Origin of the sequence: Nonomuraea sp. 3N208, from assembly GCF_052245935.1 — a bacterium.
GTDB lineage: Bacteria > Actinomycetota > Actinomycetes > Streptosporangiales > Streptosporangiaceae > Nonomuraea.
Genome location: NZ_JBQQBR010000063.1, coordinates 1 through 16,824, shown reverse-complemented (window position 1 = coordinate 16,824; position 16,824 = coordinate 1). Strand labels below are relative to the sequence as shown.

Sequence of the window (16,824 nt, the reverse complement as noted above, 5' to 3'; positions counted from 1 at the left end):
CATGCGAATCAAGTCCGCTCTGGCGGCCGCGGCGATCGTCGCGCTCACCGCCGCGTGCGGCAGCGGAGGCGGCGGCGGATCGTCGTCCTCCGCCCCCAGCGAGCCAGTCAAGATCAATTTCCTCAGCCTGGCGTGGCAGAAGGAATCCGTCGCCGCGAACAAGCAGCTCGTGGATGAATGGAACAAGGCCAACCCCAACATTCAGGTCACGTACGTCCAGGGCAGCTGGGACAACGTCAACGACCAGCTGGTGACCCAGTTCGCCGGCGGCACCGCGCCCGACGTCATTCACAACGACTCGCCCGCGCTGTCCGGCTACGCCACCGACGGCTATCTGCTGGACTTGACGGACAAGCTGCCCGCCGAGCTGAAGAGCGACATCCCGCAGGCCGCCTGGGACACCGTCACCTTCGACGGCGGCAAGGGCGAGCAGGGCGTCTACGGCGTGCCGTTCCTGCAGGAGTCGCAGGTCATCATTGCCAACAAGAAGCTGCTCGAGGCTTCCGGGGTCCGCATTCCCGCCGCGGACAATCCGTGGACGTGGGACGAGTTCTCCGCGGCCGCCAAGAAGATGACCAAGGGCGATGCGTTCGGCGTGGCCTGGCCGATGAAGTCGCCGGTCAACAAGACGCTCAACCTGGCGCTCACCTACGGAGGCACGTTCTTCCAGACCGCCGACGGCAAGACCACGGTCAAGGTCGGGCCCGAGGAGCGCGAGGTGCTCCAGCGCATCCACGACCAGCTCTACAAGGACAAGTCGGCCGACCCGGCCGCGCTCGGCCAGGGCACCGCGGACCCGCTGCCCGCCTTCTACAAGGGCAAGTTCGCCATGCTGCCGGCCGGCGTGTTCCTCCGCCAGCAGGTCGCCGAGCAGGCGCCCGACGGGTTCGAGTGGGTCACGCTGCCCGGGCCCAAGGGCACTTCGGCCCAGCAGGGGGCGGTCTCCCAGACGCTGTCGATCGCGCAGGACAGCAAGCACCCTGACGAGGCCATGAAGTTCATCGCCTTCTTCCTGAACGGCCCCAACCAGGCCAAGCTCGCCAAGGGCGACTGGCTGCTGCCGACCTCCCAGGCGGCCGCCGCCGACCCGGCGATGACGACCCAGGAGAACGGCTGGGACGTGGCCACCGCCTCCGCCAAGAACCTCGTCGTGGCGCCGTTCCTCAAGGTGAACGGGTTCGACGAGTGGAAGAACAAGGTCGCCACGCCCGTGCTGCAGGAGTTCTACGCCAACAAGATCACCATCGACGAGGCGGCCAAGCGGCTCGTCGACGAGGGCAACAAGGTGCTGGAGCGGTACCAGCGGTGACGTCTTACCGGGACAGGGCCCGGGGGTGTCTGCTCGGCCTGGCGGCCGGCGACGCCCTCGGGGCTCCCGCCGAGAACCTGTCGCCGGCGGAGATCCGGCGACGGTGGGGGATGCTCACCGAGATCGAGGGCGGGGGGACGGATGACACCGAGTACGCCATCTTCGCCGCGTCGCTGCTGGTGCGGCACGGACACGGGCTGACGCCTGAGCTGGTGGCGCAGGCGTACCGGACGGAGATCATTCCGCGGGTGGCCGGGCCGATGCGGGGCGCCGGGTTCTCCGAGCTGGGCACCGTCGAAGCGCTTCGACGCGGCCTGGAACCGCCGCTGACCGGGCTGGTGCACGCGCATGGATGGTCGGACGGGCTCGCGATGCGCGCCGCGCCGTACGGGGTGTTCTGCCCTGGCGACCCGGCGGAGGCGGCTCGGCTGGTGGAGCAGGACGGGCTGGTCAGCGGGTCCGGTGAGGGCATACTCGGCGGTCGCGCCGTCGCCGGCGCGGTGGCCGCGGCGATGGGCGGGGCATCGGTTCGGGACGTGGTGCTTGCCGCGCTCTCGGTCATCCCGGCCGACTCGTGGACGGCCAGGAACATCGTGCGGGTGTGCGAAGTGCTCGGCTGGTCGCCGCCCACGGGCGCCGACCTCCGCCGCGCAACGTCGCGCCGACCCGGCGCTCCAGAGGCGCAGGTGGGCGACGGTTCTCTGCCCGCGACCGGCGGTGGCTCGTCGGGCTCCTGGTCCGTGAGCGGCAGTGCTTCGTTCGGTCCCAAGTCCTCCGGCGCCGGTGCGGCGAGTGGAGGGTCGGCGGAGTCCGGCGCAACGCGTGCGGCGGCCGACCTGGAGCTCATCGAGGCGCTGCACGAGGCTGTCGTCGTCAGGCACTACCCATGGACCGACATCGCCCCCGAGGCGGTGGCGCTGGCACTCGCGGCGTTCTTGGTGGGCGACGGGGACGTCGAGGCGGCCGTGACGTTCGGCGTGAGCGTGGGCAGAGACGCCGACACGATCGGGGCCATAGCGGGGGCCATCGCCGGAGCCCGGCAGGGCGAGGGTGGCGTGCCGGGGCGGTGGGCCGCCAGGATCGGGCCAGTGACGGGCAAGTGCCTGCCCGTCCTGGCCGGAAGACACGTGCTGGACGTGGCCGACGAGCTGGCGAGAGGACTGTAGATCACGATGTCGGGGGACAGGATCAGGGGTGCCTTCGCCGGGCTCGCCGTCGGTGACGCCGCGGGCTGGCCCGCGGCCAGGCATCGCGCGGCCCTGCACGCGCCCTGGAGCCGGCGCCTGCACAGGGAGCTGGACGCGTTCGCGGAAGAGCACAAGGTCACCACGCTGCCGGTGCCGTTCGCGCTCAACCAGCCCACGGCGCCGCTGGCCATCGGCCCGTCCGACGACGCCGAGTGGCTCGCCTGGACGGTGCTCACGATCGACCGGCCGCGGGCGGAGGCGTTCCGCGAGCTGCCGCGGGACGGCGTGCGGGCGCGCATCTCGGTGGCCACCGCACTGGACAACCTGGCCAAGGGCGTCGAGCCGCCCGCGTCCGGGCACGACAACCCGCACCACTTCGACGACGCCGCCGCCATCAGGGCCGTCGCGTTCGGAGCCCTGGGGAGGGACCCCACGCGCGACGCCGAGGTGACGAACGCCGCCGACGGGATCCTCGCCGCCCAGGCCATGGCCGCCGCCGTGACCGAGGCCGTGGCGTCGGGCGACGTCGGCAAGGCCGTGGAGGCGGCGCTGGCCGTGCTGCCGCCGGACACCGCGATCGGGCACAACGCCCGCGTGGCACTGGCCGTCGCACGGAAGGCGGGGGACGCGTTCGCCGCGGTGCCCGCGCTGGACGCGGCGCTGCTCGACCACGTCTACAGCTACGGCGTGGGCGCCGCCCAGACGGTTCCCGTGGCGCTGGCGCTGGCCGAGGCGGCCGGCGGCGATCTCGCCAGTGCCGTGCCGGCGGCGGCGTGCCTGGCCGCGCTGGCCGACTCGGCGCCCGCGCTGGCCGGGGCGCTGGCTGGGGCATGCTGCGGGTACGAGGCGATCCCGGAAGGGTGGACCGCCTCGGCCCGTACGCTGGCCGGTTGTTGCCTGCCCGATCTGGCGGGCACAGATCTGATCGAACTGACGAGTCATTTCACGGAGGGAATCGCATGACGCCGCTTGAGGACAGGGCGACCGGCTGCGTGGCGGGGGCGGCGGTCGGTGACGCGCTGGGCGGCGCCACCGAGGGCTGGACCCCCGAACAGATCGTCGAGCGGTACGGCGGCCGCGTCGAAGGCATCGTCCCGCCGTTCAACGAGGACTGGCGCAACGCCCGCCCCATCGCGCCGTACCACAAGGGCGACGGCCACATCACCGACGACACGCTGATGACGCATGCCCTGATCCGCGTGTACGAGAAGGTCGGCGGCCACCTCGACGCGTACGCGATGGCCGACCACCTCGTGCCCGAGCTCATGGGCGAGCGCCGCTGGATCCCCGAGCTGGAGAGCGACGCGCTGCCGCTGCAGCGGGTCTTCCTGGCCGAGAAGTGGATCGTGGCCAGGCTGCACTACGGGCACGTGGACCCGCGCGAGGCCGGTGTCGGAAATATCGTGAACTGCGGTGCGGCCATGTACGTCGCCCCCGTCGGCATCGTCAACGCCGCCGACCCGGACGCCGCCTACGCCGAGGCCATCGACCTGACCGGGGCCCACCAGTCCAGCTACGGCCGCGAGGCCGCCGGCGTCATGGCGGCAGCCGTCGCCGAGGCCATGCGCCCTGGCGCCACCGCCGACTCCGTGGTCGCCGCCTGCCTGCGGCTGGCCAAGGACGGCACCAGGGCCGCCATCGAGTCGGTCTGCGAGACCGCGGCCGGGCTCGGGCACTGGGACGGGTCCTTCGAGGCGCTGCGGGCCGCCGTGCGGCCGTATGACACGGTCGCCGACACCTACCGCGACCAGGGCCTGGGGGCGCGGCGGCCGAGCCGGCTGCACAGTATCGAGGAGCTGCCGCTCGCGCTGGGCCTCCTGATGATCGCGAAGGGCGACTACCGCGACACCGTGCTCGGCGGCGTCAACTACGGTCGTGACGCCGACTCGATCGCCTCCATGGGCGGGGCCATCGCGGGCGCGCTCGGCGGGCTGAACGCCGTGCCTGCGGAGTGGCTCGAGCGGGTGGGGGCGGCCAGCCGTACCGACCTGGTGGCTCCTGGGCTCGCGATCGCGGAAGTGGCGAGCCGGGTGCACGCCGACGACCTGGCACGGCGCCGCGCCCACGAGACCGCCTTCGCCGACCTCGACCGCCGATGATCCGCCTCACCTGGGTCCAGCCCGAGGACCTGATCGGACACGAGCTCCGCCAGGCCGCCGAGGACGGCCGTGACCCCGGGGCCGTCCAGGAGATCGCCGATCGATGGCACGCGGCGGGCGGCCACGACGCGCCGCCCCGAGCCGGCGCCTCGGACCCGGAGGCCGCCCGGCTGCGCGGCTTGGCCCAGGACCTGCTGGACGAACTGGCGGCCGTCCCGTCGCCATCGGCCGAGCCGTCGGACCTGCCCGCCATCATCGCCGCCTGCCCGGCTCGGCCCACCCACCCGTCCGTCCCTGGGGCGGAAGCCGTCGACGCGGGCGGCCAAGGAGTGCCGGCCGTGAGCGGCGCGGTCGCCGACCCGGCGCGGGTGCTGGGGGCGTGGCTCGGGCGGGCGGCCGGATGCGTGCTGGGCAAGCCCGTCGAGAAGATCCCGCGCGAAGGCATCAGGCAGATCGCCGAGGCCACCGGCAACTGGCCCATCCGTGGCTGGTTCACCGCCAAGGGCCTGCCGGACGACATCGCCCGCCGCTGGCCCTGGAACCGCCGCAGCGCCGTCAACTCGCTCGCCGAGAACATCGACGGCATCCCCGAAGACGACGACCTCAACTACCCGCTGCTGGCCCTGACCGTCCTCGAGCGCCACGGCCGCGCCTTCACCACCGACGACGTGGCCAAGCTGTGGCTCGACGAGCTGCCTGCGGGCCGTACGTTCACCGCCGAGCGCGTCGCCTACCGCAACCTCCTGGACGGAGTCGAGCCGCCCCACACGGCCTCCCACCGCAACCCGTTCCGCGAATGGATCGGCGCCCTGATCAGGGCGGACGTCTACGGCTGGGTCAACCCGGGCGATCCAGCCACGGCGGCCGAGTACGCCTGGCGCGACGCCCGCCTCACCCACACCGCGAACGGGATCTACGGGGCGATGTTCGCGGCCGCGATGTGCGCCGCCTCGCTGGTCGCCACGTCGCCGGAGGAGGTCGTGGCGGCGGGCCTGTCCGTCGTGCCCGCGGGCTCGCGCCTGCACGAGGCGGTACGGCTGGCCGCCGAGGACGCCGCTGCGGAAAAGGACTTCGAACGGGTCGTCGACCGCCTGTACGAGCGCCACGGCTCGCTCCACTGGGTCCACACGATCAACAACGCCGCCCTCGTCGCCGCCGCCCTGATCCACGGCCGGGGCGACTTCACCGCCACGATCGCCGGAGCGGTCGCGGGCGGCTGGGACACCGACTCGGCGGCCGCCACGGCCGGATCCATAGCCGGGGCGCTCAACGGCGGCGTGCCGGACCAGTGGCGGATGCGCGACAGCCTGGCCAGCAGCCTGACCGGGTTCGACGGGGTGAGCCTCGTGGAGCTGGCACGGCGTACTCAGGAGATGATGCACCCATGATCTCGGTTTTCGGCAGCGCCAACATGGACCTGGTCGCCTACGTCTCCGAAGCCCCGAAGCGGGGTGAAACGGTGACCGGCCACCGCTTCCGCACCATCCCTGGCGGTAAGGGAGCCAATCAGGCCATCGCCGCCGCCCGGGCAGGTGCGGAGGTGGCGTTCCTCGGGGCGGTCGGCGACGACGGCTTCGGGGCGGAGCTGCGGGCCACGCTGTCGGAGGCCGGGGTTGACGTACGCGGCCTGCGCCAGGTACCAGGCCCCAGCGGCATCGCGCACATCGTGGTGGACGACGCCGGCGGCAACTCGATCATCGTCGTGCCCGGCGCGAACGGCACCGTCACCGGCCCCTCGGGCGATGACCTGGCCCTGATCGCGCGTTCGGAGGCGCTGCTGTTGCAACTGGAGCTGCCCATGGCGGCCGTGGTGGCGGCGGCGGAGGCCGGCCAGGTCGCGGGCGTGCCCGTCATCCTCACCCCGGCGCCCGCCCAGCCGCTCCCGGACGCGTTGCTCGACGCGGTCACGCTGATCGTCCCGAACGAGCACGAGGCCGCCGCCATCACCGGCGCCACCGCCCCCGACGCCGCCCTGGACGCGCTGCTCGAACGGGTCGAGGAGGCCGTGATCACGCTGGGCTCCGAGGGCGCTCTGTACGGATCCCGGTCCGGGGAGCGGGTGCGGGTGCCGGCGGTCGAGGTGAAGGCGGTGGACACGACGGCGGCCGGGGACACGTTCGTGGGCGCGCTGGCCGTGGCCAGGGCCGAACAGCTGCCCGTCGCGGACGCCCTGCGCTTCGCCTCCGCGGCGGCGGCGCTGTCGGTGCAGCGCGAGGGCGCCAGCACGTCGATGCCCACGCGCTGGGAGATCGAGGACTTCCTCCCCTGACCGCGCCCCGGTGTCAGGACCGTTCGTAACGCAGCAGCACCGTCCGCGCGTCGAACGTCCGCGAGTCCACCAGTCGCAGATCGACCCGGTCCTTCTGCGGCGGGAACACGGGCTTGCCGCCACCGAGCACCACCGGGTGCACCATGATGTGGTACTCGTCGATCAGCCTCAGCTCGGTGAGGGCGGACGCCAGCTGAGAGCCGCCGTTCAGCAGCAGGTCCTGGTCCGCCTGGCGCTTCAGCTCCGCGACCTCCTCGGAGAGGTTGCCGGATACGATCCTGGTGTTCCAGCCCGCCTCCTTCAGAGTCGAGGAGAAGACGACCTTCGGGGTGCGGCGCCAGATGGGCGCGAACTTGAGGTCGTGCGGGTGGTCCGAGATGGACTCGGCATCCGGCCAGAAGCTCGACATCATGTCCCACACGACGCGGCCGTACAGGAAGGTGCCGACCGGCGCCTGGATCTCGTCCCCATACGCCGACAGCTCCGGCCCCATCTCCGGCCAGTCGAACTCGCCGTTCGGGCCCTCGATGAAGCCGTCGACGGAGGTGTGGACCCAGTAGATGAGCTTGCCCATGATGTGCTCCTTCGTCTTTCGTCTTTCGTCGTTCTCGTGACTGGGTCGGAGCCGCATCCGGGTTCTCTACATCCTTCTCGAAGAAATTCCCCGATCAGTTCTCGTGGGTCCAAGGGAGCGTGGCCGGGCTGGTGGTGTGCACCCCGGCCAGCAGGCCGGGCAGGATGCCGGCGAGTCCGGGCGGGAAGATTCGTTCCGTCGTCTCGGCCAGCTCCGTCACGCTCCACCAGCGGTTGCCGAGCAGCCACTCCTCCTGCTCGTAGTCCTCCAGGGCGGTGGGCGCGACGGTGGGAGCCGGGACGCGGGCGAAGAAGTACGTGTGCACCGTGTAGAAGTGGCGGCCCAGGTTGGACCACGGGCCCTCGTTCACCGCCACCGGGTTTCCCAGGTCGGCCGGGCTCAGCACATGGCCGGTCTCCTCCAGCGCCTCCCGCGCCGCCGCCTGCGCCGGGGTCTCGCCGGGTTCGATGCCGCCGCCGGGCAGGTGCCAGGCGGGCTCCTTCGGCCACGGATCCGGTGGGGTGAACCTGAACAGCAGGACCCGGTCGCTGGGGTCGGCGAGGACGACGCGGGCAGTGGGGCGGTGCGCGTAATTGATCATCCCCGGACCATAACAAGCAGGTTCGTGGGGGGTTGGCGGGGCAGGTGGTGGCTTATGAATGAGAACCCCGAAGAACTGCCGGAAGCCGTGGGCGGCGTGGAGGGGGAGAGCGACGTCGTCGCGGAGCGGTCCGGCGCCGAAACCCCGAGAGCCCGTCGTCCCGTTCCGGCCGACCCGCCGGAGATACAGGACCAGCCCGCAGGGACGGAGGGCTCTGAGGCCGGATCTCAGGCCGGCACCCAGGAGGAGTCCCGGGTGGGTGCGGGGAAGGACTCGCAGGAGGACCCGCAGCGGGACGCCGAGGAGGTCACCCGCCCCGACGCCGGCCCCACCGGTTGACACCTCCGACCCCCACCCCCGCGCCCCGCAGGCCGGGCCGCGGTCGCTTGGTGTGTCGGGCGGGTGGTGCGCTGGCGGGTCGTTGAGCCGAGGGTGGTGCTCGCGGCCGTCAACCGCTCTCTCCGGTCAGGACCTGCGGCGGGCCGCCGTGAGGTCGCCCGACAGGTAGGCGGCGCACTCGTCCCGGTAGTGGAGCGTACGGGAACGCAGCCGCTTGGGGTCGGCGAGCACCGCCCGGGAGACGGAGGGCAGCACGGCGTGCCGTACCGACCCGAACAGCCGGGCCACGTCGGCAGGAGTCGCACCCTGCGCCCCCAGCCCGGGCGCGAGGATGGGCCCGTTGAGGTCGGTCAGCGAGTGCTCCAGCTCGGGAAGCGTGGCTCCCATGACCACCCCGACGGGCCCGAACGGCGTGTGGCCCGCGTTGGCCGCGGCCGCGCCGGCCAGCACCTGGCCGGCCACGAGCTGCTGCATCCCGGCTGCCTCCGGGTTGGAGGTGCGGGCCAGCACGAACACGCCCGCGTCGTTGGCCACAGCCGAGGTGATCGCCCCTTCCAGCGACCCGAACCCCAGGTACGGGCTCAGCGTCACGGCGTCGACGGCCAGCGGACTGCCCCGGTCCAGGTACGCCTCGGCGTAGGCCTCCATGGTGCTGCCGATGTCGCCGCGCTTGACGTCCAGCAGCACCAGGGTGCCGGCCTCGCGCAGATCCGCGATGGTGCGTTCCAGAACGGCGATGCCGCGGCTGCCCCACCGCTCGAAGAACGCCGACTGCGGCTTGACCACGGCCGCCACGTCGGCCACGGTCTCGACGACCGTGCGGCTGAAGCGTTCGAGACCGGACGGCGAGTCGTCCAGCCCCCAGGCGTCGAGCAGCGCCGGGCTCGGATCGATGCCCACACACAACGGTCCGCATTCGTCGAGCCTGGCTCGCAGGCGCGTACCGAACGACTCGTTCATCACAGGGCCCCTTCGCGTGTTCCTTCGGCGACCATATGGGACGGGCCGCCGCAGTGAACAGCAGGGAGACCGTTCCCGTTGGTCAGTCTTCCAGGAGTGGCCTCCGGGGTAGATCAGCAGACATGTACGAGATCGCCCATCGGGTGCTGGTGCTGCGCAGCGAACCCCCACGTGACGTGGTCGTCACGGTCGGCGTGCCGTATGAGGAGCCGACGGGGGAGTGGTCGTGCCCCTACCGGATCGACGGGCTCGACGGGTGGGAACATGAGAGGAAAGTCACAGCGCTCGACTCGCTGGGTGCGGTCGAGCTGGCGCTGGCGATGACCCGGGCCGCGGTGGCGGCCTCGCACGAGGCCAAGGCAGGGCTGCTGAGCTGGGACGACGCCCCGTCGGGGCCGCAAGCGCGGACGGTGTACGTCACCTGGGACAAAGAACACGACATCGCCTATATCGCGATGAAGCACGAAGTAATCCCAGGTGAGGCGGTACGTCAGGTCGTGGCGGACGACGCCGTCCTCGACTACGAGGACTCCGGGCGGCTCCTCGGCCTGGAGCTCATGAACGCCGCCACCCGGCTCCCGTCGGAGATGCGGATGTGAGCACGGGTCACGCCCAGGCCCTCGCCGACGCCTTGCCCGGGGTGGGGCTGGCGGTCGAGACCGGCTGGGCGGTGCTGACCGAGGCCGCTTACACCAGGCGGACCCCCGACGACCTGATGTACTACCGCGAGGTCCGCTCGGTCTTCGACGAGGACGAGCCCATCGTCAAGCTGCTCGCCCTGTCGACGGCCCACACGGCGGACGAGATGGCCGCGATCGAGCGGCGCACGCTGTCCAACGACGAGGACGGCGTGGCCGCGGTGCTGGAGCAACTGTACGGCTGACCTGCGGCGTCGCGGGTGCTTCAGGGAATCGCGTCCCAGCGATCCTGTGCGGCCATGACCTCGTCAGCGTGGGTGAAGGCCCATTCCCCGAAGCTCTCGATCGGCCCCAGGAGGGTGCGGCCGAGGTCGGTGAGCTCGTACTCGACGCGGGGCGGGGCCTCGGCGTACGTGCGGCGCGCCACCAGGCCGTTGAACTCCAGGCGGCGCAGCGTCTCGGTGAGGACTTTGGTGCTGATGCCGCCGATCTCCTCCCGCAGCCGCCCCGGCCGCCGGGGGCCGTGGCGCAGGGCCCAGACGACGACGGCGCTCCAGGTGTTGCCGATCAGGTCGAAGGCGAGTCTGGCCTGGCAGTCGGCGAGGAACAACGAGAGCCTCCGATAGGCACCGAATGGTGTGTGACGAGCTTTCTACCGTCCTCCTATCAGTAAAACCCTTCACAGGAGGAGGACGTCCATGCGGATCGGGATCCTGGGCGCGGGCGGCATGGCCGACGCGCTGGGCACGCAGTGGGCCGGGGCAGGACATGAGGTGATGATCAGCGGAAGGGACCTGCGCAGGACCGCCGCCCAGGCAGAGCGGATGACCGCCGGGCGGGGGGAGCCGGTCCGCGCGGGGAAATGGGCGGAGGCGGCGGAGTTCGGTGAGGTCGTGACGGTGGCGGTCAGGGAGGCGGGGCTCGTCGACGTGCTCGGTGCGTGCGGCGCGGCGCTGCGCGGCAAACCCGTCATCGACGTCACCAACGCCGCCGACCTCACCAAGTACGACCCAACGCGCCCGCTCGCCGGCCTGATCCGCGACCTCACGGGCGGTCACGTGGTGAAGGCGTTCAACCTGTGCCATGTGGACGTGTGGCGGATGACGCCGCCGGTCTTCGACGGGCGGCCGCTCGCCGTGCCGCTGTGCGGCGACGATCCGGCGGCACTGGCGGCCGTTCGCACGCTGGTCGCCGATCTCGGCTGCACGCCGCTGGACGGCGGCGGACTCGACCGGGCGATGCTGCTGGAGGCGACGGCGCTGTTCATGATCGGCCTCTGGTTCGGCGGCGCCGACGCCCAGGCGATCCTGCCCCCGCTGGCCTCCTCCGGCGCCCACCTCCCCGCTGAAGACCGGCCCGATGAAGATCGGGTGGCCGGCGACCCGCGTACGCCCTGAGGCGTAGCGGCGATGTCGACGGGCGGGGGATGCCCGGCGTGCCCTGAGGCAAGATCCTGGAGGCATTCCTGCGAGGTCGAAGGAGTGTCCACGTGGTAACCCAGGTCGCCAAGGGAAGCGGGTACCTGACCGCGTTCAAGATCGCCGCCACGCTCAACACGCTGGCCGTGCTCGTCCAGGCCGTGACGGCCGGCCAGCTGATGAGCGGGGGAGGGCCGGGCATGCATGGCATGGGGGCGCTCGCCGTGCACGTGCTGGGCCTGGCGCAGCTCGTCGCGGCCGTGCTGCTGTGGCGGCCGGGACGCGGCGCGGCCTGGCCCGCCCTGGTCAGCCTGGCGGTGCTGCTGCTCGGCTTCGTCCAGTCCATGCTCGGCGGCTCGGGCGCGGTGGCCGCGCACGTGCCGCTCGGCATGGGACTCTTCGGGCTCAGCGTGTGGCTGCTCGTATGGGCGGTGCGCCGCTGAACCGACGCGCGCGCTCGGGGGCGGGGAGATCGAGGGGGAGCACGGTGGGCCGGGGCGGGCTCAGGAGGTGACCGTGCTCAGGTGACCGTGCCCGCGTCGACCTGATAAAGCCCCGCGAAGAGTGGCCAGGTCAGGGCCGCCATCTCGGCGGGGGGACACGGGCATCCGCGCTGGAGCCAGTCTGCGGCCACGCCGATGATCGCCCCGGCGGTGAAGGCGGCGCGGACGTCGTGCGGGCTGTCCAACGACAAGGCGCGCTCCGGGAGTGCGCCGTCTGCGGCTCTGTGTGTGTGGTCGTAGACGGCGGCGGTGATGCGGCGGCGGATGTGGTCGGAGACGCGGGCGCTGCCTTGCGGCCCCAGCAGGGCCCGGTAGAGCCCGGCGTGCTCGGCGAGACTGGCGAAGAAGGCCGCCAGCGACTGCGCCGCGTCCTGTGCATGGTCCGCCGAGTCGGGGCCGGGGACGGGCAAGGAGTCGATCAAGCCGTCGATCATCGCGGTGCAGGCCGACTCGGCCAGCTCGTGGACGTCACGGTAGTGGTCGTAGAAGGTCGAGCGGCTCACTCCGGCACGTTCGGCGACGTCGGCGACGCTGATTCTGGACAGGTCCTGCTTCTCGACGAGCTCGATCAGCCCGCGTGCAAGGGCCGCGTGGGTGCGGCGCACGCGCCGGTCGCCCGCTGGGGTGTTGCTGTTTCTGGTCGTGGCCACGTCTCTCAGTTTACCTACAACCGACAGTCGTAGGTTTACCTACAGCTGTAGGGTAATCTGAAGGCACGGGACGACCGAAAGGAGCACGACATATGCGGAGACGTGTCGGCCGGGCCGCCGCCTACCTGCGGAGCGACGCCCTGTGACCGCGCCCGGGAGCGTCCTGGTCGTCGGCGCGTCGGCCGCCGGCCTGAGCACGGCGGAGGCGCTGCGGCGGCACGGCTACCAGGGCCGGCTGACGCTGCTGGACGCCGAACGCCATCAGCCCTACGACCGGCCGCCGTTGTCGAAGCAGGTCCTGGCAGGCGCATGGGAGCCGTCCCGCGCGCAGCTCCGCACCCACGCGCAGCTGGAGGCCCTCCAGGCCGAGCTCGTGCTGGGCGAGCCTGCCGTCGTGCTGGACGTGGCGGCGCGTGCCGTCACCACCGCCTCCGGCCGCGTGCTGCGTGGCGACGCCCTGGTCATCGCGACGGGCCTCACCCCCTGCCGGCTCCCCGGCCAGGACGGGCTGGCAGGCGTGCACGTGCTACGCGGCCTGGACGACGCGCTCGCCCTGCGCCAGGACCTGACCGCCGCCGAAAGGCTCGTGGTCGTGGGGGAGGGCGTGCTGGGCGCGGAGACCGCCGCCACCGCCCGCACCATGGGCCTGGACGTCACCCTTGCCGGAATGGGGCACACCCTTCTGGGTGACCAGCTCGGCGACGTGGTCGGCACGATGCTCGCCCGGACGCACGCGGAGCGCGGGGTACGGCTGCGGCTCGGCGCCGTGGTCGAAGGTCTGACCGGCGCCGGCGGACGGGTCACGGGGGTGCGGCTGGCCACCGGCGAGCTCCTGCCCGCCGACGTGGTCGTGGTGGCCATCGGCTCCCGCCCGGCAACCGGCTGGCTGGCCGGCAGCGGGCTCACCATGACCGACGGGATCGAGTGCGACTCGCGCTGCCGTGCCGCCGAAGGCGTCTACGCCGTCGGGGACGTGGCCTCCTGGGAGCACGAGGGGCTCGGCAGGCGGCTGCGCCTGGAGAACCGCACCAACGCCACCGAACAGGCCCAGGTGGTCGCCGCCAACATCCTCGGCGCCGATCGCCCGTACACGCCGATCCCGTACTTCTGGACCGACCAGTACGACGTCAAGATCCAGGCCCACGGCCTGCCGTCGGCGGCGGCCGAGGTGGACATCGCCGAGGGCGACCCGGCGCAGCACCGATTCGCCGCGCGTTACCGGCAGGGCGGACAGGTCACCGGTGTGCTCGGCTGGAACATGGCCAAGCAGGTCCGCGTCCTGCGGCAACAGGCACTCGGCAGCTGGCAGACCACCCAGCCCTTCGCGCCCGCGTGACGGCGGCGAACAGCCGGCCGTTCACGGGCGACCCATCCATCCGTTCATGAGGAGTTGTCGAATGAGTCTCAACGAGCAGGTCCTGAACTACCCGATCCCCGCCGACGCGGCGTTGGAGCCGCCCGCGGAATGGGCCGAGTTGCGCGGCAAGTGCCCGGTGGCCCATGTGCAGCTGCCCAGCGGCGACCAGGCGACGTTGCTGACCCGCTACGACGACGTCAAGCAGGTGCTGGCCGACCCGCGCTTCACCCGCCAGCTCAACGCCCCCGACGCGGCCCGCATATCGGCGGAAGGGGATGGGGTGTTCAACAGCGACATGGCGATGATCATCCCTGACGGCGGCGAGGAGCACCAGCATTGGCGGCGTCTGGTCGGCAAGTGGTTCACCGCCAAGCGGATGGCCGCCCTGCGTCCCACGATGGCCCAGATCGCCGAGGAGCTCATCGACGACATGGTCGAGCGCGGCGCCCCGGGCGACCTCAAGGCGAGCCTGGGCTTCCCGCTGCCGGTGTATGTCATCTGCGACATGCTCGGCGTGCCGGCCGCGGACCGGGAGCGGTTCTCGTACTGGTCCGACACGTTCCTCAACCTCACCCGCTACAGCAAGGACGAGATCGACGCTGCCCAGGCCGAGTTCTTCCAGTACATGTCCGGCCACGTCGCCGCCAAGCGGGAGCAGCCGGGCGAGGACATCCTCAGCGAGCTGATCGCGACCGGCGGCCCCGAGGACGGCGGGCTGACCGACATCCAGATCCTGGTCACCGGCATGGCGCTGCTGGTGGCCGGGCACGAGACCACCGCCAACATGATCGGCAAGATGGTCTCCATGCTGCTGGCCGACCGCTCCAGGTGGGATGCGCTGCTGGCCGACCCGAAGCTGATCCGCACCGCGGTGGAGGAGGCGCTGCGCTTCGACGCCAACTCCGGGTTCGGCCTGCCGCGCTACCTGCGCGACGAGACCGAGGTCAGCGGCGCGGTCCTGCCCCGAGGCACCACCGTGGTGTGCAGCATGGCCTCGGCCAACCGCGACGAGAGCGCCTTCGACGGCGCCGCCGAGATGGACCTGACCCGCAGCCCGAACCCGCACCTGGCCTTCGGCGCCGGCGCTCACTCCTGCCTGGGCCAGGCGCTGGCCCGCACCGAGCTGCAGGTCGTGCTCGAGGTGCTGCTGCGCAAGCTGCCGACCTTGGACCTGGCCGTGCCCGTGGCGGAGCTGGAGCGGGTGGAAGGGCTCGCGGTGGGCGGCCTGCGTACCGTGCCGGTCCGCTGGTAATCCTGATCGACAAGGAGGGAGCCCGAGATGAAAGTCATCGTCGACGAGGACAAGTGCTGCGGCGCCGGCCAGTGCGTGCTGCTCGCGCCGGAGGTGTTCGACCAGCGCGAGGACGACGGCATCGTCATCCTGCTCGAGCCCGAGCCCAGCGCCGACCAGCACGCGCTGGTCCGCGAGGCAGCCGCGGTCTGCCCCGCCGCCGCCATCGAGCTCAGCGAAGAAGCGTGAGCATGAAGGGCGGGCCGGCGTAAGGGCCGATCAGTCCGGGTGCCTGGCCAGGTGGTCGGCGCGCCGGATCGGCTCGGGCAGGCGGTACCGCGGGGCGAGGCGGAGGACCTGGTCCGTGGCTGTGTCCAGGGCGATGCGGTGTCCTTGGGAGACGTACACCGGCTTGACGCCGCGCTGCGTGCGCAGCGCCCGCCCCACCGTGGCCCCCGCGTGCACGATCGGCGTCCATGCTCCGCGCTCCGGCCCCGGCGGCTCGTGCGTGCCGACGAACGGCGTCTTGGCCACGCCCAGCGCCGGTAGTCCCGTCAGCACGCCGACGTGGCAGGCCAGGCCGAACCCGCGCGGGTGCGCGAGCCCGTACCCGTCGCAGACCAGCAGGTCCGGCGTCACCGTGAGCTGCTCGAGCGCCTCGACCAGCGCGGGGAGCTCGCGGAAGGCGAACAGGCCGGGCACGTACGGAAACGCCGCTCTCCCATGGACCGCCACCTGCTCCACCACGGCCAGGCTCGCGGCGTCCATGACGACCACCGCGGCCGTCAGGCCGTCGCCCGGGCCGTGGTAGTGCACGTCCAGGCCCGCCACCAGCGTGAAGGCGCCGGGTCCTGTGAGCTCGACGTGTCCGCGGAGCCGGTCTTGAATGGCCTGCGCTTCGGCGACCGTGGAGGGCCATGGGTGAAGCTGCTCAACCTGCACCCGTCCTAAGCTATGCCCACACGCCGAGCGCCCCGCCGGCGGCGGCCACGTGGTGCCGTCGTAACCCCGGCCGCTGGGACAAATCGGACGACACATAGCATGTCCGCGTGATCTTCGGAGAGGTGCTGGGCCTGCTCGCCGTCGGCATCGTGGCCGGCGTGGTGAGCACGGTCGTGAGCCTCGCCTCGATCATCTCCTACCCGGCCCTGCTGGCCTTCGGCCTGCCCCCATTGGCCGCGAACGTCACCAACACCGTCGCCCTCGTCTTCACCGGCGTCGGCGCGGCCGCCGGCTCGCGGCCCGAACTCGCCGGCGAGGGCGGCCGGGTGCTCAAGCTCGGCCCGGTGGCCGCGCTCGGCGGCGCGGCAGGCGCCCTCCTGCTGCTGGTGACCCCTACCAGGACGTTCGAGCTGATCGCGCCGTGGCTGATCGCGATGGCGTCATTGCTGCTGGCCCGGCCGCCGTCCGGACGGGTGCGCGGCGAGCACGGGTTTCTGGGGCGGGTGGGGCTGTTCGCCGTGACGATCTACGTGGGGTACTTCGGCGCGGCCGGGGGCATTCTGGTGTTCGCCGTCCTGGCGGCCATGCTCGACCAGTCCGCGCCCAAGGTGAACGCGATGAAGAACGTCATGACGGGGCTGGCGAACGCGGTGGCGGCGCTCGGGTTCGCGATCTTCGGGCCGGTCGACTGGGGCGCGGCGCTGCCGCTGGCGGCCGGGTTTCTGCTGGGCGGGTGGGTGGGGCCCA

The 16,824-nt window shown here is 72.0% G+C and carries 21 protein-coding genes; 15 read left to right on the top strand and 6 right to left on the bottom strand.

The features are described from left to right. The first annotated feature begins 1 nt into the window (after position 1). The 6 genes from ACTWPT_RS54015 to rbsK are packed head-to-tail and all read left to right on the top strand — an operon-like array spanning position 2 to position 6,864. Positions 2-1,309 (top strand): ABC transporter substrate-binding protein, encoded by a 1,308-nt coding sequence (locus tag ACTWPT_RS54015; RefSeq protein ID WP_443185365.1) that lies wholly within the window; start codon positions 2-4, stop codon positions 1,307-1,309. Continuing rightward, complete coding sequence (locus tag ACTWPT_RS54010; protein WP_443185364.1) at positions 1,306-2,475, top strand: ADP-ribosylglycohydrolase family protein; 1,170 nt, start codon at positions 1,306-1,308, stop codon at positions 2,473-2,475. The genes ACTWPT_RS54015 and ACTWPT_RS54010 overlap by 4 nt, the downstream gene beginning before the upstream one ends. A gap of 6 nt (positions 2,476-2,481) precedes the next feature. Beyond that, the gene (locus ACTWPT_RS54005) at positions 2,482-3,459 is read left to right on the top strand and encodes an ADP-ribosylglycohydrolase family protein (protein WP_443185363.1); all 978 of its coding nucleotides are present in this window, start codon (positions 2,482-2,484) and stop codon (positions 3,457-3,459) included. Further along, positions 3,456-4,595, top strand: a complete 1,140-nt coding sequence (locus tag ACTWPT_RS54000; protein WP_443185362.1) for an ADP-ribosylglycohydrolase family protein — start codon at positions 3,456-3,458, stop codon at positions 4,593-4,595. The genes ACTWPT_RS54005 and ACTWPT_RS54000 overlap by 4 nt, the downstream gene beginning before the upstream one ends. Then, positions 4,592-5,983, top strand: coding sequence for an ADP-ribosylglycohydrolase family protein (locus tag ACTWPT_RS53995; RefSeq protein WP_443185361.1), 1,392 nt, complete (start codon positions 4,592-4,594; stop codon positions 5,981-5,983). Before ACTWPT_RS54000 ends, ACTWPT_RS53995 begins: the two co-directional genes overlap by 4 nt. Then, positions 5,980-6,864, top strand: coding sequence for a ribokinase (gene rbsK, locus ACTWPT_RS53990; RefSeq protein ID WP_443185360.1), 885 nt, complete (start codon positions 5,980-5,982; stop codon positions 6,862-6,864). The genes ACTWPT_RS53995 and rbsK overlap by 4 nt, the downstream gene beginning before the upstream one ends. Positions 6,865-6,877: 13 nt before the next feature. On the opposite strand, the gene ACTWPT_RS53985 is transcribed toward rbsK, so the two are convergent. Continuing rightward, positions 6,878-7,438 (bottom strand): dihydrofolate reductase family protein, encoded by a 561-nt coding sequence (locus tag ACTWPT_RS53985; protein WP_443185359.1) that lies wholly within the window; start codon positions 7,436-7,438, stop codon positions 6,878-6,880. A gap of 94 nt (positions 7,439-7,532) precedes the next feature. Then, on the bottom strand, positions 7,533-8,039 hold the full coding sequence (locus ACTWPT_RS53980) for an NUDIX hydrolase (RefSeq protein ID WP_443185358.1): 507 nt from the start codon (positions 8,037-8,039) through the stop codon (positions 7,533-7,535). A 54-nt stretch (positions 8,040-8,093) separates the two neighbouring features. On the opposite strand from ACTWPT_RS53980, the gene ACTWPT_RS53975 reads away from it, so the two are divergent. Next, positions 8,094-8,378: a hypothetical protein gene (locus ACTWPT_RS53975; RefSeq protein ID WP_305921572.1), complete on the top strand. Its 285-nt coding sequence runs from the start codon at positions 8,094-8,096 to the stop codon at positions 8,376-8,378. 126 nt (positions 8,379-8,504) lie between these two features. Here the strand turns inward: ACTWPT_RS53975 and pyrF are convergent, their stop codons facing one another. Then, positions 8,505-9,338, bottom strand: a complete 834-nt coding sequence (pyrF, locus tag ACTWPT_RS53970; protein WP_443185357.1) for an orotidine-5'-phosphate decarboxylase — start codon at positions 9,336-9,338, stop codon at positions 8,505-8,507. Positions 9,339-9,460: 122 nt separating this feature from the next. Between pyrF and ACTWPT_RS53965 the strand changes: the two genes are divergently transcribed. Together ACTWPT_RS53965 and ACTWPT_RS53960 are read left to right on the top strand one after the other, a co-directional pair. Continuing rightward, positions 9,461-9,937 (top strand): DUF2283 domain-containing protein, encoded by a 477-nt coding sequence (locus ACTWPT_RS53965; RefSeq protein ID WP_443185356.1) that lies wholly within the window; start codon positions 9,461-9,463, stop codon positions 9,935-9,937. Continuing rightward, positions 9,934-10,221, top strand: coding sequence for a hypothetical protein (locus tag ACTWPT_RS53960; protein WP_443185355.1), 288 nt, complete (start codon positions 9,934-9,936; stop codon positions 10,219-10,221). The genes ACTWPT_RS53965 and ACTWPT_RS53960 overlap by 4 nt, the downstream gene beginning before the upstream one ends. A gap of 20 nt (positions 10,222-10,241) precedes the next feature. Here ACTWPT_RS53960 and ACTWPT_RS53955 read toward each other — a convergent pair whose 3' ends face one another. Next, positions 10,242-10,586, bottom strand: coding sequence for a winged helix-turn-helix transcriptional regulator (locus ACTWPT_RS53955; RefSeq protein WP_443185354.1), 345 nt, complete (start codon positions 10,584-10,586; stop codon positions 10,242-10,244). Positions 10,587-10,674: 88 nt separating this feature from the next. On the opposite strand from ACTWPT_RS53955, the gene ACTWPT_RS53950 reads away from it, so the two are divergent. Both ACTWPT_RS53950 and ACTWPT_RS53945 read left to right on the top strand, forming a co-directional pair. Further along, positions 10,675-11,373: an NADPH-dependent F420 reductase gene (locus tag ACTWPT_RS53950; RefSeq protein WP_443185353.1), complete on the top strand. Its 699-nt coding sequence runs from the start codon at positions 10,675-10,677 to the stop codon at positions 11,371-11,373. 92 nt (positions 11,374-11,465) lie between these two features. Further along, positions 11,466-11,837 carry a hypothetical protein gene (locus ACTWPT_RS53945; protein WP_443185352.1) on the top strand — a complete coding sequence of 124 codons (372 nt, stop codon included), beginning with the start codon at positions 11,466-11,468 and terminating at the stop codon, positions 11,835-11,837. A gap of 77 nt (positions 11,838-11,914) precedes the next feature. Here the strand turns inward: ACTWPT_RS53945 and ACTWPT_RS53940 are convergent, their stop codons facing one another. Next, positions 11,915-12,547 (bottom strand): TetR/AcrR family transcriptional regulator, encoded by a 633-nt coding sequence (locus tag ACTWPT_RS53940; RefSeq protein ID WP_443185351.1) that lies wholly within the window; start codon positions 12,545-12,547, stop codon positions 11,915-11,917. A gap of 142 nt (positions 12,548-12,689) precedes the next feature. On the opposite strand from ACTWPT_RS53940, the gene ACTWPT_RS53935 reads away from it, so the two are divergent. The 3 genes from ACTWPT_RS53935 (at position 12,690) to ACTWPT_RS53925 (ending at position 15,384) form a co-directional block, all read left to right on the top strand. Next, entirely contained in the window at positions 12,690-13,883 is a 1,194-nt protein-coding gene (locus ACTWPT_RS53935) for an NAD(P)/FAD-dependent oxidoreductase (RefSeq protein ID WP_443185350.1), read from the top strand. Between the two features lie 61 nt (positions 13,884-13,944). Beyond that, positions 13,945-15,156, top strand: a complete 1,212-nt coding sequence (locus ACTWPT_RS53930) for a cytochrome P450 (RefSeq protein WP_443185349.1) — start codon at positions 13,945-13,947, stop codon at positions 15,154-15,156. Positions 15,157-15,183: 27 nt separating this feature from the next. Further along, positions 15,184-15,384, top strand: coding sequence for a ferredoxin (locus ACTWPT_RS53925; RefSeq protein ID WP_443185348.1), 201 nt, complete (start codon positions 15,184-15,186; stop codon positions 15,382-15,384). 30 nt (positions 15,385-15,414) lie between these two features. Here the strand turns inward: ACTWPT_RS53925 and ACTWPT_RS53920 are convergent, their stop codons facing one another. Beyond that, positions 15,415-16,077: an endonuclease V gene (locus tag ACTWPT_RS53920; RefSeq protein ID WP_443185347.1), complete on the bottom strand. Its 663-nt coding sequence runs from the start codon at positions 16,075-16,077 to the stop codon at positions 15,415-15,417. A gap of 107 nt (positions 16,078-16,184) precedes the next feature. On the opposite strand from ACTWPT_RS53920, the gene ACTWPT_RS53915 reads away from it, so the two are divergent. Continuing rightward, on the top strand, positions 16,185-16,824 hold a 640-nt coding region (locus tag ACTWPT_RS53915), incomplete at its 3' end, for a sulfite exporter TauE/SafE family protein (protein ID WP_443185346.1).

Excerpts from the sequence above, each read along its gene's own strand:
- ACTWPT_RS54015 (WP_443185365.1), top strand. The coding sequence starts at position 2 with ATGCGAATCAAGTCCGCTCTGGCGGCCGCGGCGATCGTCGCGCTCACC.
- ACTWPT_RS54005 (WP_443185363.1), top strand. The coding sequence starts at position 2,482 with ATGTCGGGGGACAGGATCAGGGGTGCCTTCGCCGGGCTCGCCGTCGGT.
- ACTWPT_RS54000 (WP_443185362.1), top strand. The coding sequence starts at position 3,456 with ATGACGCCGCTTGAGGACAGGGCGACCGGCTGCGTGGCGGGGGCGGCG.
- ACTWPT_RS53995 (WP_443185361.1), top strand. The coding sequence starts at position 4,592 with ATGATCCGCCTCACCTGGGTCCAGCCCGAGGACCTGATCGGACACGAG.
- rbsK (WP_443185360.1), top strand. The coding sequence starts at position 5,980 with ATGATCTCGGTTTTCGGCAGCGCCAACATGGACCTGGTCGCCTACGTC.
- ACTWPT_RS53985 (WP_443185359.1), bottom strand. The coding sequence starts at position 7,438 with ATGGGCAAGCTCATCTACTGGGTCCACACCTCCGTCGACGGCTTCATC.
- ACTWPT_RS53980 (WP_443185358.1), bottom strand. The coding sequence starts at position 8,039 with ATGATCAATTACGCGCACCGCCCCACTGCCCGCGTCGTCCTCGCCGAC.
- ACTWPT_RS53975 (WP_305921572.1), top strand. The coding sequence starts at position 8,094 with ATGAATGAGAACCCCGAAGAACTGCCGGAAGCCGTGGGCGGCGTGGAG.
- pyrF (WP_443185357.1), bottom strand. The coding sequence starts at position 9,338 with ATGAACGAGTCGTTCGGTACGCGCCTGCGAGCCAGGCTCGACGAATGC.
- ACTWPT_RS53965 (WP_443185356.1), top strand. The coding sequence starts at position 9,461 with ATGTACGAGATCGCCCATCGGGTGCTGGTGCTGCGCAGCGAACCCCCA.
- ACTWPT_RS53950 (WP_443185353.1), top strand. The coding sequence starts at position 10,675 with ATGCGGATCGGGATCCTGGGCGCGGGCGGCATGGCCGACGCGCTGGGC.
- ACTWPT_RS53930 (WP_443185349.1), top strand. The coding sequence starts at position 13,945 with ATGAGTCTCAACGAGCAGGTCCTGAACTACCCGATCCCCGCCGACGCG.
- ACTWPT_RS53925 (WP_443185348.1), top strand. The coding sequence starts at position 15,184 with ATGAAAGTCATCGTCGACGAGGACAAGTGCTGCGGCGCCGGCCAGTGC.